Origin of the sequence: Enterococcus hailinensis (assembly GCF_045862035.1) — a bacterium.
In the GTDB taxonomy this organism is placed as follows: Bacteria; Bacillota; Bacilli; order Lactobacillales; family Enterococcaceae; genus Enterococcus_A; species Enterococcus_A hailinensis.
In genome coordinates, this window is the sequence record NZ_BAAFRV010000006.1 from 56,397 (window position 1) to 70,421 (window position 14,025).

Sequence of the window (14,025 nt, forward strand, 5' to 3'; positions counted from 1 at the left end):
AAATACTGGTTATTTAGGACACATAATAGCTTCTGCTCGTTCCATGATTTGATGCAACTCAATCGAAAGCTGTTCTTGTCTTTCCAATGGGATATCAGCTAATAATTGAGCATTCCAATTAGTTAATATCTTACGAACATCAGCTTCGATCGCTCGTGATTTTTCTGTAGGGAACACTTGCAATTTGCGAGCATCTTTCTCATCGTTTTTTCGAGTAACAAAGCCTTTTTGCTCAAGTTGTGCAAGTTGACGAGCAACATTGCTTTTGTTGATGAAAATCTTACAAGCTAATTCTTCTTGTGAAATTCCAGGTTGATTACATACACCTAAGATGTAGGCGTGATGCATTTCACCTAAGCCGAGCTTTTTAAATTCTTGTTCACGATACAATGCAGAGAGTCTAGCGATCCGATTGACCATTTTAGTTAAAGAATCCATAGGATCATTCCTTTCTAAATAAACAATTTTGTCCGGTTTATAAAAACAAGCACAGTATAGTATAGAAGAAAAAAGTTGCGGGTGCAACTATTAGTCGTGAGACTGCTGATGAGGTATTTATTTTTTTATTTCAAAAGGCAAATAAAAAAAACAAAAAAAGAATAAATTTGGTAATTTAAATGACGGTTGAACTGAATGATAGCTATTTGTAGTCAGAACAATTAATTGAGTAATTTTTTTGATTTCTAATAGTTATGTATATCCAAAAAGTAAATTTAATCTTTCAAAAATGGCTGGGACTTTGGCTTTAAATGTAGGTAGAATGAAATATATTAATGGGCGCAGTTTATCTGAGGGAGAAAGTGATTTTTATACTTGGTTTATTTTTATGAATAATTATTGAAACAAGACACAAGTATAAAATAACGTAAAAATTATAGTTGAATGATAGAGCTGATCTTTTAGGCAATCGTTTTTATCTAGTTTATAAGAATAGTGAGAGGAGTAGCGATGAAAAAAATTTTTATAGGGATATGTGGATTTGCAAGTTGTTGCTGGCTTATCGCGACTTTGTCTAACGAAGCGGTCTTAAAAGCTGGGGAGCAAACCAACGATCCAGTTGGAGAAGTAACAGTTTCATCAGAAAGTAGCTTGACTGATTCCTCCACAGTCTTTCCATCTGAAACGATTGTTTGGATGGAAGAAAATGATAACCCAAATGAGTCTTTAGCAGAACCTAGCAATCCAACGGAGTCTGCTGAAATCGAAGATTCTGGCATGACGAGTGAATCTGACCTATTACCAGAAAGTAGTACATCAGATGTAAGCCAAGAATCTACAGTTTCATCTTCGTCTAATGAGTTACCAACGAGTTCTAGTAGCCAAAGTAGCAATTCTTCTGAAACGACCACTACTTCTATGAATCCTGGAGTAACTGAAAGTAGCACTAGTTCTAGTAGTGAAAATAGACCAAACACCAGTACAACAAATAGTTCAGTGATCACTACACCAAGTACCGCACCTAGTATGAATCAGGAATCATCCCGAGAAAAAGAGCCAGAACTACCCAGTATAAATCCACCAACAGGAGCGAACTCAAACGTTCCAGCTTATCCAGCGCCAACAGTTCAAGCAACCGAAGTTCTACGACAAGAAGCTCCTACGGCTTTTGGTACTACGAGCACATTGAAACTATCCGAGGAATTAAAAATCAGCGAAGTAGCACCATCTGATTTAAAGGGGTATGAGTTACCGCTACTTTCAAGTTTTAGCAATAAAAATCAAGCTGCACTTATTTATGCAGCTATCCAGCAGTTAGGGGTTGAACAATCAAAAGACATGACGATCGAGCAGTTAATTACACAGTTGTATCGTGATCTGTTTGCTATTGAAATCATTGAGCAGGCTGAAAAAGCTGAAGAAATACCGAGCGGTAGTTTATTGTACAAACAAGAAAAAAACGACGTGCTTTTGCAAGGGATTTATCTAGGTCAAAATTATTATCTAACACTGATAGAAAGTGAGGTCGAAGATGATACGGGAGCTTTGAGCAGCCAACAGCAATTATCAGTTGAATCGCTTGAATCGCTTGAATCAGGTAGTGATTATCTAGCTCAGCCTATCCCGACCAGTGAATTGACAGATTATGGCAAACAACTATTAGCGGAATATCCAGCATCGATCAACTTTACAGAAAATGAGGCAGCTAAAAAATTTATTGCTACGATCGCAATGGATGCTCAAAAATTAGGTCAAGAATATGACGTGTTTGCTTCGGTAATGATTGCTCAAGCTTTATTAGAAAGTGGTTCTGGAACAAGTAGCTTATCTTTAGCACCAAATTATAATTTGTTTGGGATAAAAGGCACTTATCAAGGGCAATCAGTCTCAATGTCTACACAAGAAGATCGCGGAAATGGCGAACTCTATTCAATCCAGTCAGCTTTCCGTCGTTATCCTAATTATGTGGCTTCATTAGGGGATTATGTTGAACTTCTACGGGGCGGAATCAGCGGCAATGCTAATTATTATGAAAATACTTGGCGTTCAGTAGCTAAAAATTATTTGAAAGCTACGCAGGCATTAACAGGAAGTTATGCAACTGACAGTTCTTACGGGAAAAAATTGAGTTCAATCATTGCATTGTATCATTTGACTCAATATGATCGACCAAAAGAAACACAATCGTCAGGTGTTTTTATTAAAGGGAAAGCAGAGATTCCATCAGAATATCGGACATTGATGCGCTACCCAGATTATAACGGTATCAATTACAATTCCTCAGGGTCATATCCTATCGGACAATGCACATGGTATGCCTACAATCGAGTCAAACAATTAGGCAAAAGTGTGGATGACTATATGGGAAATGGTGGCGAGTGGGGAGTTAAAGGAAAACTTTTAGGTTATCAAACGAGCCAAGAACCGCAAGCCGGTTGGTTGATTTCATTTAATCCTGGTACGGCTGGTTCTGACCCGCGTTATGGGCATGTAGCCTTTGTTGAAGCCGTTCGGCCAGAAGGAATCTTAATCTCAGAAGGCAATGTGTATGGCGGTACGATAATTTCTTATCGAGTAATCGCTTCTGATTTAGCTCGCTCGCATTTAGTTACGTATATCAAAGCGAAATAAAGGAGTTTCTTAGAAATGGCTGTCACGAGCAAAAAGATGAATCAAAAAAAAGCTAGTTATTTACTCGTGATCCTATTCATGTTAGTCGTATTCATAATCACGTTGTTTATAAGTAGGCAAATGAATAAGCAGTATAGCATCCATTCGATTTCAGGTGAATCGATGATTCCTACCTTAATGGATGGCGAAAAAGTTTTGATTAAAAAATGTGTGCAGGTTAAACGTTACGATATGATCGCTTTTTCGTTGGCTAAGGAAAAAGGACTTTTTGTTAAACGGGTGATCGGATTGCCTGGTGATGCGTTGATTATCCAAAATAATCGTTTGATATTGAACTTGGGAGAACCGGCTGATTTTGAAACGGTCAGCGAATTTCAATTAACGCCAACGATTGCTGCAGAATTTCAACCACTGAATCAAATTCCTGAAGATGTTTATTTTGTAGTCGGAGATCATTTAGCTGTCTCTAAAGATAGTCGAACGTTTGGCTTCGTCCAGAAGAAAGCTATCAAAGGGAAAGTTCAGGCCAATTTCGCTAAATTTTAAAATCTTCCATTCATAGTAAAGGAGCGAAAAATAGTTGACACTTACAAACGTTATCAGTGTAGCCTTGATTTGTTTCGTTCTTTTTATCGGAGCCTATCGAATACTAGTCTTGATCAAATTGAAAAAAATTTCAGCAGCTGCAGTATCTTCACCTACTTTTCAGCGAAAATTAGATTATGTCAAACACAAACAACAAAAAAGACATGTTTCAGCATTATTACTGATTAGTATTTGTTTAGCTTTGGGAATGATAGTTGCTACGTATAATTTATTTCAGCTGCAAGTTCAATTGAATGATCTAACAAAGCAGATAAAAAGCACACAAAAAAATTTATCATTGGTAAAAAAAGAGCAACAAAAAATCAGCTATAAGTTTCCAATCAAAAACTATCCAGAATCAGGTGTCGGATTGGCTAAATATGATTGGAACGGCTTATTTGCTGCCGATAATCGGCAGCAGTACACTACAGAACACGAAATTTCTAATTCATTGAGTGCGTATTTTGGCTTACCAACTACGTTGATCGTACTAGATATTCCAACACAAACATTGAATATTGCATTAGCTGGTGAATGGGTCAACGCTGAAAATGAACGGCAGATCAAATCAAATCTTTCAGCGTTCGCGAAAGAAGCAGAAGCGATTGCGCAATTAACGCAAATCACTTTTCAGTTAAACGTAAGTGATGGCAAGAAGCAAAGTCAAAAGTATCGTTGTTTATTTTCACGTGAAAATAGTGACGAACAATTTTTAATAGTCCAAGAAGAATAAAAGAAAGAAGGGAAAGAAATGGTCGCGCAACAAAAAAAGAATGGCTGGTTTTTTAATAAAAACATTATCGATGAAATCAATTCTATTCCAGAAGAGAAAGTAGGTGGCGATATAAACCTAAAGTCAGCACCAACATTAAAAATGGTCTCTGATAATACGGTTGGAGATTTATCCAATTTTTCCACAACAGAGCCGCTGCCGGAAGAGGTCAAGGAATTGAAACGTCTGATCTTTGAAAAAGAACAGACATTGCAAAAATACAAAAAAGAAATGGAAGAAAAACAAGACCGTTTAACCAAAGAAAATGAAAACTATCGTCAGTCTGTTTTACAAATCGGTGATGAGAAGGCAGAGCAACGGCGCAAGATCCAAGAGTTGGAAAATGAGGTTCAACGTAGCCGCGAAGAGATTGACAAACTAAGAGAAGCACAAGAGTTGAATCAATTACGCCAACAGCTAAAACTAGTAGAAGAGGAAAATAAAAATTTGAAAGATTCTGTTGCACATTTAGCTACCGTAGAAGAAGAATTAGAAGCGATCCATGAACAACATCAAGCACTAGTAGCCCAGCAAAAAGCTGAAGAAATCCAGCGCTTAGAAAAAGTTCGTCAATTAGAACGTCAAATCGCAGAGTTATTGGAAGAGCTAAATGAAAAAGATGAACAATATACACAGTTAGATAAAGAAATCGTAGAAAAAGATCAAGCAATCGATAAAATGGCTGAAAAACAGGAAGCTAATGAATCACAAAAACAAATCTTACAAGAATTGAACCAACAAGTTTCGACACTATTGGCGGAAAATGAGCAACTGAAACAAGAAGCTATCGAAAATCAGCAAGAGATCGGTGAAGTATTGATTTCAGCGAGAAAACAAGCCAATCGAATGATTGAAAAATCAAAGGTTGATGCGTATCGAATCATCGAAGACGCAAAAAAAGAGTTGGTCTTAATCAATGAACAAGCAAAAGAAATTTCTGAAGAAGTTAATGAGTCTCGCAGTTCGATCTTGTCATTATTTGAAGAAATGCAGACGCGAACTGAAATGCTTTCAAAAACAAAAATGGCAACGACTGTATTTTCGACAGATAGTTCTGCTAATGACAGTTTGTAAGTGGACAGAGCATCCAAAATATTTGGATGCTTTTTTATTTTGTCTAAATAGATGAGCGCTTTTTTGCAAGCGTTTTTATTGTGCTGTATCTATGAGGCGCTTATAGTAGTTATATGGAAATAAGCTACTCGTTTTCTTTGGATCAAGAATATCAGGAAGAAGGTGTTCGTTATGGTAAAGACGATTGAACGAGAATCAATGGTGATTCACGGCTGGATCACTACTTTGGATACATCAGACTCTGCTGAGGGACTGATAGGGATCAGTCAGCAAAAAATGCGGGCAAAAGAGGAATACGCCTCAAAAATAGAAGAAGATTTGTTTGTTGTGAATGCATTGATCGATGGGGACCAATGTTATTTGATCGGAAATAAAGATTTGAATAAAACCCGTCCTTCAGAAATTTTATTGCCGGCTGGAACGTATGCATATTTTGATTTGGATTATCAGGATCAAGTAGAATTAGATCAGGAAATCAGCAACTGCTACGGTGAGTTGATGCAAGATGAGACCGTCAAGTTGTTGGGTAATTATAATTTAGAAGAATATACCGCAGTTGGAAAACTTACGCTCTATCTGCCAGTGCAAAAAAAATAGATTAAAAAAAAGCTGCCAATCCGATCGGATTGACAGCTTTTTAAATAATAAGATTGTTTTAGTTGTTGCCAAAGAACTCTGCGGCAATTTCTTGCCCTTGATCAATTTTTTTCCATTGTTCATCCACGGTTAGATTATTTCCGCTATCGCAAGAAGCAAAACCGCATTGGTGAGATAAGAAAAGGCGTTCTTTTGGAATGATCGTGCTAGCCTTTTCTAAGTAATGTAAGACTCGGTCAGCATCATCTAATGTATTGGTTTTACTTGATAATAATCCCAACACTACTTCTACTTGATCTTTTTCCGCTAAAACATTCAAAGCGGATAATTCACCGGCACGTTCATCATCCCATTCTAAGAAGAAGCGATCATAGTGTTGTTCGCCTAAGAATTTTTCAGCGATTGCTTGATAGGTTCCACCAGAGGCATGGCGTGATTCGTAATTTCCACGACAATTATGGGTCCAAATTTTCAATCCAATCTCATGACCAAAGTCGATGATTTCATTATTTACTGTCACAAATTCTTGTGCCAATCCAACAAGGTCAACATTTCCTTCAGCGAAAAAGCTGTCTTTATTGCTTGAATCAAATAGTTCCCACAAACAATCATCAAATTGCACGATTTCGCCGCCAGCAGCTTTGTATTCAGTCAAGAATTCTTTATACGCGTTGATCAAACCCGCTTTTAATTCTTCTTTTGTTTTGTAGACTTGATCTTCTCCATATAACCCGTTGAAGACAGAAAGTTCTGTAAAGGCATGAGCAACACTCCAAACAGTTGTTTTAACATCATTGCCTTGGTCTTGTGCTTTAACTTCTTTAAAAATATCGATGAAATGATGTTTTTTACCGGATAAAGGAGCAACGATCCGAATACCGATATCTTTGCGGGTTTCAAAATGATCGCCATCAAAATCTTTGAAACTGTAACCGTGGTCTGCGATAAAACGCTCGATTCCTGCAAGTCCCCAAATAAAATCCAGATGCCACATTGATTTTGAAAACTCGCCATCTGTCAGCACATCGATTTTATGATCGATTTGATCTTGGATGATTTGTGCGATGGCTTTCGTTTCAACTTCTTGATACCCTTCAAAGTCCTTGTAGAAAGGATAAGTGATATCATCACGATCTTGGATTTGATCTTTATAATCCAATAAATTTTGTGGACGTAATAGTGAACCGACTAACTGAAATTTTGATTTTGTCATTGAAGAATTCCCCCTACCAATTTTGTGCACTTATCGTATCAAAAATTGAGTATAATAAATAATACGTATTATCTTTAATTAACTATAGGTATTACCTATTAATAGGAGGGACTTTCTTGCGCATCCAACAATTGCAGTATTTAGAAAAAATTGCTGAGACTGGTTCAATGAATGAAGCAGCTAAACAATTATTTATTTCACAGCCTAGTTTGACACAAGCAATCAAAGAATTAGAAACAGAATATCAGATCCAACTTTTTTATCGCAGTAAAACCGGGATGACCTTGACGAATGAAGGGCGAGAATTTATCAACTATACTCGGGGGATTTTAGATCAAGTAAATCTATTGAATGCGAAGTTCAAAAACACAACGATTCGCAAACAGATTTTTAGTGTTTCCGCCCAACATTATGCCTTTGTTGTTCATGCCTTCGTAGAGTTAGTAAAAAAAGTCGGTGGAGAAGAGTATGATTTTACTTTGCGGGAGACTATCACTGAAAATGCGTTGAATGATGTCCAAACTTTCAAGAGTGAAGTCGGGATCATTTATTTGAATTCGTTCAACGAAATGGTTCTGAAACGCTTGATCAATGAAAAGGAATTAGAATTTATTCCGCTTTTTGAAGCCCAGCCGCATGTCTTTGTAGGGCGAAATAATCCATTGACTCAGAAGAAAAAAATTACTTTGGAGGATTTAACTGATTATACTTATTTGTCTTATGAACAGGGGGATACGAATTCTTTTTATTTTTCAGAAGAGATATTGAGTACGATGCATCATAAAAAACAGATCAAAATCAGTGACCGCGCCACGATCTTTAATTTAATGGTGGGACTAGACGGGTATACGATCAGTTCAGGAATCATCAGTAGTGAATTAAACGATGAAAAAATCGTAGCGATTCCACTAGCAGTCGATGATCGGATGACATTAGGTTATTTGAAGCAGAAAAAAATTGCCTTAAGTCCGGTGGGACAAGAATATATTGAATTATTAAAACAACATATCCGAAATTACGGATTTGAGATTTTTGAATAGAACGACGAAACGTAGCTACTTTTTCTAAAGTATATTTCTAGAGTTTTTTAATAAGTTTAATCAATAAAGTCAAGAAATCCTTTTTTCTTTAGCAGCCAGGTTAAAACGATGGCCTGAGCAAAGTAAATAACTCTTTTCATCGAACACTTCTCAGTAGACGTCATGTTCTTTAAGCATCAAAAAATGATCATAGCAAGCAATTACCAGGTCATTTTTTCGTGAACGTTTTCAATAACTCTTGCAATCTTTTTTAGAACATGTAACACTAGTTTTAAGGATGGAGTAAAAGCATAATGATCATTTAAGGAGAAAAAAATTGAAAAAGTTAATAGGTATTGGTTTGATCGGGCTTTTTTTACTGACCGGCTGTGGGGGTAAAGGAACAATAAGCAGTGAAGAAAAACCGACGACTTCGACGGAAAGTCAAAAAAATACACACGTAAAAATCAAATTTTCAGCTGTTGGCGATAATTTGATTCATGATTATATCTATGATCACTTGAGGCAAGCAGATGGTAGCTATCGTTTTGATGAGCTCTATGAGCCGACGCGTTATCTAGATCAAGATCGTGATATTTCCTATATCAATTTAGAAACACTTTGTGCGGGGGAAGAATTAGGTTTGTCAGGTTATCCTTCGTTTAATGGACCAACTCAAGTATTGGATTCGTTACATCAAGCTGGTTTTAATTGGTTATCAGCAGCTAGTAATCACAGTTTTGACCGTGGTGAAGAAGGTATTATCAAACAATTAGATTATCTTGAAAAATATCCCAATATTGCTGTGACGGGTTCACAAAAATCGGCAGATGCACCACGATTTAAAGTGAAAGAAATCGATGCGGTTAAAGTCGGATTGACGACATATACGTATGGATTAAATGGTCTGACTTTGCCGGAAGGAAAAGACTATTTAGTAAACCTGATCGATGAAGATCAAATCAAAAAGGATATGGATGTATTGAACCAAAATAGTGATATCCAAATTGTCAGCATGCATTGGGGTGAGGAGTACCAGTTCGTACCGAATGAAGAACAACTACGGATCGCACAGCTGCTAAGTGATTGTGGGGTAGATGTAATTGTCGGCGGCCATCCTCATGTGATCCAACCAATGGATTATTTAACAGGGACATCTGGCAATCAAACATTAGTGATATATTCACTGGGAAATTTTATTTCTTCTCAGGCCGAAAATGATCAAATGCTGGGTGGGATGGGACGTTGGACCCTTGATTATGATCAAAATAGCCAAGCTGTGACATTCGATCAAGTTGAGTTCTGGCCAACAGTTACCTACATTGGGGATAATTATCAAACATATAAAACCTATGCTTTAAAAGATTATACTAATGAACTTGGGGAGCAACACATGATCCATCTGAACCAAGGGCAAGATTTATCAAGAGATTATTTCATAGGGCGAACAAAACAAATTATGAATACCAAAGTACCTATCGTGTATTAAGGATGATTATTAAAGCGATAAAAAGAAGCTAGAACAAAAATAAGTGCAACTTTTGTTCTAGCTTCTTTTTTATTTTTGATTTGAATCGGAATTTGTGTTGATCGTACCTTTTCGTTCAGGGCTTTTCCAAGTTCCTGATCCTAGTCCGAGAATCGTTTTGACGGCGGGCACAAAAGTCGTAACGATGGTCAAGGCGTTCATGATCCAATAAAAAACCATGTACAGAGGAGCGAAAAAGAGGTATTTGATTTTCCTGCCACGGTCATCTACGATCAGCGAAGCAATCAATTGGATCGTACCTGAGATCATTTCAAAACAAACAAATAGCAAGGCCATCGTCAGCATATGATAGATCCGCTCGCCGTTTCCAGTGATCAAAAATCGTCCCAGTGTAAAGATGAAGATCACCGAAGAAATCCAAAAGAAAAAGGACCAGACGATACTAAAGGTTTGATCGACGAACATGACGGTATGCCCAATATTCCGAAACGGATGGAAAATAATTTTTTTGAAATTTGTCAGCCAAACTTCTGTCCCGCCTTTGGCCCAGCGTTTTCGTTGACGATAAAGCATCTTTAAGGATTCAGGCACTTCCATGAAAAACATGATCTGTGGGGCAAAAAGCGAGAGCCAACCATCCATTTGATGATCCCAAGCAATACTGATATCTTCTGTTGCCCGATCTTGCCGGAACAAGCCGACATCGATCAAAGCATCTTTTCGATAGATCGTATTGGCACCACTGTAAGCATAGATACTACCAAGTACACCGATTTGTGTCCGTTTGATGATCCCAACGATACTAGAAAATTCCACTGTTTGCGATTTAGCAATGAGTTTTGAACGATTCAAGACATCCATGTTGGCTGTGATGGCCGATATATTCGTAGAATCCGAGCGTAAGAAGTAATTAACATAACGATTCAAACAATCTGGCTCTGGCACAGTATCGGCATCATTGCTTAAAATCAATTTACCTTTTGCAAAACCTAAGCCGATATTGAAGGCATGGGCTTTACCTTTGTTCTTTTCGATGCGCAATACACGCAGATTTTTGTATTTCTCTTGTAAACGAGCTAAGATTTCTGGGGTACTGTCAGTGGAACCGTCATCGGTAACTAGGACTTCATAATGAACATAATTAATTTTTGTCATCAAGTATTCGATCGTCGTTTCGATGACGATTTCTTCGTTATGAGCAGGCACCATGATCGTAATAAAGGGCTCGATTTCTTCGGGAATCTCATCCCAATCTTTTTGCCGATAGTTGAATAAAAATGTGTAACACAATACACCAATAAACCAAGCAAAACCACCAATGATCGGATAAGTGATCAAAACTAAAAAGCCGATCGTTAGGATTACATCTACGATAGGAATTCCAGTATGAACTAAGGTGATCATAGCTTGACCCCGCCTTCTTTATACAAAGTACGAACGAAGTCAGTAGCTAAATTTTGTTCTTCTTTTACTGAATAGAAACGAACCTCTTTGCGAAATTCTTCTGGACCAAACCGTTGATCGTATTCATCATTCAATAATTTTCGCCGCTTTTCTAAACGTTCTTCATCGTATTGGATATTTTTTTGAAGCAGTGTTTTAAACCGATGATTATTCCAGAAAGTCAATGATACATATAATATAACAAGGAAAACGAAAATAATAGCTAAAAAAATAAAAAGAAAAGATAAAGTTTGCAGTTCTTCTTTGTAAACTAAAAAGTGCTCTCTCTTGGCAATATTAGGAAAGACGAAGGGGAGCGCGATCCAGAAAAAAGGCAACAACACCGCAGCCCATCCTAAAAGAGCTATTGCTGTTTGCCAAATTTTATTTCCATAATTTCCTTTTTGATAGTAACTATCGTAGACTAAATCTTTTTGAGCCTCTTCTCGACTGAGTGTTCGCTTCACTTTCTTGCCTTATTTCTGGTTTTTATTTTTAAAAAATGACTATTAACTTAGTTTAGTGTGCCATTAATATAATGAACATTCAAATAATAACTTCTTAATCTCTATCATCATTTTTATTTATATGTTATTTAAAATTCGCTATTATGCTAATTTCACTCAGGTTAGCTCGGTCTTCTGTTAAGATTATGGTAGACCCTATTTATGAAGAAATTTTAAAAAAAATACATGTTTTATTAGAAGAAACATTATATTAGAAAACGTTATCTCTTGATTTTAATAATAACAATAATATTACTGTTTTATCCAATAATTGAACTGAATAAAAGACCTAGAATCCTTTACTAGATTCTCGGTCTTTTGAAATACTATAAAAAAATTAACGCCAACCTAATTCTGGAGCAATCTCTTTGATGATTGTTTCTAGCATATGGACGTTGTAATCGACCCCTAACGTGTTGGGAAGCGTCAATAGAACCGTGTCTGCTTCTTTGATTGCTTCATCTTCTGCTAACTCTTTGACTAGTTTATCTGGCTCACCCACAAAGGTTTTACCAAAAATCGTCGGGTCTTGGTGATAGGCTAGGTAACCGACTTGATCTTGTTTTGTTTCGGCACCTTGATAGCCAAAAATTTGCCGATCAAAATCGGTAGTGATCGGTTGAATTGAACGAGTTACCAATGTGCGAGGTTCAAAATCATGTCCGGCTTCTTTCCAGGCTTCCTTATAGGCGCGTAGTTGTTTAGCTTGTTGAACATGGAAAGGTTCATTGGATTCATAGGTCACTAATGTAGATGATTGAAGATTCATCCCTTGTTGTGCCGCCCAAATCGCTGTTTGCTGTGAGCCAGCACCCCACCAGATACGTTGCCGTAAACCAGCAGAAAAAGGTTCTAAGCGTAATTTTCCTGGTTTTTGTGGGAACATCGGTTGAGGATTTGGTTCAGCAAATGGATTGCCCTCAATCAAAGCTAAAAATTCTAAGGTTCGATCACGAGCAATTTCTTTGATCTCATCTTCACTGTAGTCATAGCCAAAGTATTTCCAGCCATCCATTACTTGTTCAGGTGAGCCACGACCTACGCCTAGCTGCACACGACCTTGAGTGATGATATCAGTCAATCCGGCATTTTCTGCCATCATATAGGGATTTTCGTAACGCATATCGATAACGCCAGTACCGACTTCGATCTTCTTTGTTTTTGCACCGATCGCGGCTAATAAAGGAAAAGGGGAGCCACTTTGATCCGCAAAATGGTGGACACGATAATAAGCACCATCAATACCGATTTTTTCAGCTTCTACTGCTAAATCAATCGCTTGTAGATACGCATCGCTTGCTGTTTTGACCAATGATCCTTGATCCATCCAATGGCCAAAACTTAAAAAACCAAGATTCTTCATGTAGAAGATCCTCCTTGAAAGTTTTTACTTACTTTTAATAAGTTAAATTGATTGTACTAGATTTATTTAAAAAAGGCGAAGAATTGAGCTTAAAAAAGTGGCTAAGACAAAAAATAGAAATTATTTTTGTCTTAGCCACTTTGCTTAATGAGTATTTACGATTTTTTGGATCTTTTCAGCTAAACGACGAATCAAATTCGGTGCGCTAGTACGAAAATCTTCAATGAATGAACCAGAAAGACTGTCGATCGTACCGACTTCATTATCCATGATATCAAAAAAGGCGAGGGTAGTATCCTCTGTTTTCCAACTAGCTTTCCAATAAGGTCCTTCCAGATAACCGTCCAATATTTGCTGACTATTGTCTCGGACAGCTTGTCGGATGATTTCTTCTTCAGTGATCGGGGTACCTTTTTCTTTGAAATACGTTAATTTTTCTGCCACTTCATACATATTTTCAGGAACTAATGAATACATGTTACAGGACTTCCTTTCTTGAATTATCACCAGGGATAATTCACTTTTGTTATACAAAATTTTAGCAAAGAAAGCAATAAAAATTTCTCTTAGGCATTCCCTCTTTCTGCTGAATGAGAGACGGACAAAGAGTGTTTTCATTGACAGATAATTTTAGCTGTGTTATTTTTCTCGCAATACGAAAACGTTTTAGAATCGATTGGGAGGAAATAGAAATGACAATCAGCAATCATAATGTAACTGAATCTTGCTGTTGTTGTGTGGTGCGTAAAGCAGTACACCAATTTGTCATGCCTATTAACTGCCCAACATTCAGTCGTTTTTAAAACTAGAGAAAAAGATCAATTTCTAGTTTTAGTTTAACGAAGTGTCCAGGTGCTGATTAATAGTCAGCACCTTTTTTTGTTTTGCTAAAAAA

Annotated in this window: 13 protein-coding genes; 7 read left to right on the plus strand and 6 right to left on the minus strand. The window is 37.0% G+C overall.

Annotation, left to right across the window (positions count from 1 at the left end):
* Positions 1-9 precede the first annotated feature (9 nt).
* Positions 10-438 (minus strand): MarR family winged helix-turn-helix transcriptional regulator, encoded by a 429-nt coding sequence (locus tag ACKTSC_RS06370; protein ID WP_332581518.1) that lies wholly within the window; start codon positions 436-438, stop codon positions 10-12.
* 510 nt (positions 439-948) lie between these two features.
* Here ACKTSC_RS06370 and ACKTSC_RS06375 point away from each other — a divergent pair.
* From ACKTSC_RS06375 to ACKTSC_RS06395, 5 genes are all read left to right on the plus strand, one after another.
* Positions 949-3,069, plus strand: coding sequence for a glucosaminidase domain-containing protein (locus tag ACKTSC_RS06375; protein WP_407857151.1), 2,121 nt, complete (start codon positions 949-951; stop codon positions 3,067-3,069).
* Between the two features lie 36 nt (positions 3,070-3,105).
* Positions 3,106-3,615 carry a signal peptidase I gene (gene lepB, locus ACKTSC_RS06380; RefSeq protein WP_407857152.1) on the plus strand — a complete coding sequence of 170 codons (510 nt, stop codon included), beginning with the start codon at positions 3,106-3,108 and terminating at the stop codon, positions 3,613-3,615.
* 34 nt (positions 3,616-3,649) lie between these two features.
* Positions 3,650-4,387, plus strand: coding sequence for a hypothetical protein (locus tag ACKTSC_RS06385; protein ID WP_407857153.1), 738 nt, complete (start codon positions 3,650-3,652; stop codon positions 4,385-4,387).
* An 18-nt stretch (positions 4,388-4,405) separates the two neighbouring features.
* The gene (locus ACKTSC_RS06390) at positions 4,406-5,500 is read left to right on the plus strand and encodes a coiled-coil domain-containing protein (protein ID WP_407857154.1); all 1,095 of its coding nucleotides are present in this window, start codon (positions 4,406-4,408) and stop codon (positions 5,498-5,500) included.
* A 171-nt stretch (positions 5,501-5,671) separates the two neighbouring features.
* Complete coding sequence (locus tag ACKTSC_RS06395) at positions 5,672-6,097, plus strand: effector binding domain-containing protein (RefSeq protein WP_332581523.1); 426 nt, start codon at positions 5,672-5,674, stop codon at positions 6,095-6,097.
* A gap of 58 nt (positions 6,098-6,155) precedes the next feature.
* Here the strand turns inward: ACKTSC_RS06395 and ACKTSC_RS06400 are convergent, their stop codons facing one another.
* Positions 6,156-7,310, minus strand: a complete 1,155-nt coding sequence (locus tag ACKTSC_RS06400) for a cobalamin-independent methionine synthase II family protein (protein WP_407855840.1) — start codon at positions 7,308-7,310, stop codon at positions 6,156-6,158.
* 116 nt (positions 7,311-7,426) lie between these two features.
* Here ACKTSC_RS06400 and ACKTSC_RS06405 point away from each other — a divergent pair, with 116 nt between their 5' ends.
* The gene (locus ACKTSC_RS06405; protein WP_332581525.1) at positions 7,427-8,350 is read left to right on the plus strand and encodes a LysR family transcriptional regulator; all 924 of its coding nucleotides are present in this window, start codon (positions 7,427-7,429) and stop codon (positions 8,348-8,350) included.
* Between the two features lie 316 nt (positions 8,351-8,666).
* Positions 8,667-9,818, plus strand: a complete 1,152-nt coding sequence (locus ACKTSC_RS06410) for a CapA family protein (protein ID WP_407857155.1) — start codon at positions 8,667-8,669, stop codon at positions 9,816-9,818.
* Positions 9,819-9,887: 69 nt separating this feature from the next.
* Here ACKTSC_RS06410 and ACKTSC_RS06415 read toward each other — a convergent pair whose 3' ends face one another.
* The 4 genes from ACKTSC_RS06415 to ACKTSC_RS06430 all read right to left on the minus strand — a co-directional run bounded on the left by ACKTSC_RS06415 (position 9,888) and on the right by ACKTSC_RS06430 (position 13,607).
* Positions 9,888-11,222, minus strand: coding sequence for a glycosyltransferase family 2 protein (locus ACKTSC_RS06415; RefSeq protein ID WP_407857156.1), 1,335 nt, complete (start codon positions 11,220-11,222; stop codon positions 9,888-9,890).
* Positions 11,219-11,728: a cell division protein gene (locus tag ACKTSC_RS06420; RefSeq protein ID WP_407857157.1), complete on the minus strand. Its 510-nt coding sequence runs from the start codon at positions 11,726-11,728 to the stop codon at positions 11,219-11,221. Before ACKTSC_RS06420 ends, ACKTSC_RS06415 begins: the two co-directional genes overlap by 4 nt.
* Before the next feature lie 376 nt (positions 11,729-12,104).
* Positions 12,105-13,130 carry an LLM class flavin-dependent oxidoreductase gene (locus ACKTSC_RS06425; RefSeq protein ID WP_407857158.1) on the minus strand — a complete coding sequence of 342 codons (1,026 nt, stop codon included), beginning with the start codon at positions 13,128-13,130 and terminating at the stop codon, positions 12,105-12,107.
* A gap of 144 nt (positions 13,131-13,274) precedes the next feature.
* Positions 13,275-13,607, minus strand: a complete 333-nt coding sequence (locus ACKTSC_RS06430; protein WP_332581530.1) for a hypothetical protein — start codon at positions 13,605-13,607, stop codon at positions 13,275-13,277.
* Positions 13,608-14,025: the final 418 nt, after the last annotated feature.

What these genes read in the sequence shown, in the direction of transcription:
- ACKTSC_RS06400 (WP_407855840.1), bottom strand. Translation starts at nt 7,310, where the DNA reads ATGACAAAATCAAAATTTCAGTTAGTCGGTTCACTATTACGTCCACAA.
- ACKTSC_RS06415 (WP_407857156.1), bottom strand. Translation starts at nt 11,222, where the DNA reads ATGATCACCTTAGTTCATACTGGAATTCCTATCGTAGATGTAATCCTA.
- ACKTSC_RS06425 (WP_407857158.1), bottom strand. Translation starts at nt 13,130, where the DNA reads ATGAAGAATCTTGGTTTTTTAAGTTTTGGCCATTGGATGGATCAAGGA.
- lepB (WP_407857152.1), top strand. Translation starts at nt 3,106, where the DNA reads ATGAATCAAAAAAAAGCTAGTTATTTACTCGTGATCCTATTCATGTTA.
- ACKTSC_RS06370 (WP_332581518.1), bottom strand. Translation starts at nt 438, where the DNA reads ATGGATTCTTTAACTAAAATGGTCAATCGGATCGCTAGACTCTCTGCA.
- ACKTSC_RS06430 (WP_332581530.1), bottom strand. Translation starts at nt 13,607, where the DNA reads ATGTATTCATTAGTTCCTGAAAATATGTATGAAGTGGCAGAAAAATTA.
- ACKTSC_RS06390 (WP_407857154.1), top strand. Translation starts at nt 4,406, where the DNA reads ATGGTCGCGCAACAAAAAAAGAATGGCTGGTTTTTTAATAAAAACATT.
- ACKTSC_RS06375 (WP_407857151.1), top strand. Translation starts at nt 949, where the DNA reads ATGAAAAAAATTTTTATAGGGATATGTGGATTTGCAAGTTGTTGCTGG.
- ACKTSC_RS06395 (WP_332581523.1), top strand. Translation starts at nt 5,672, where the DNA reads ATGGTAAAGACGATTGAACGAGAATCAATGGTGATTCACGGCTGGATC.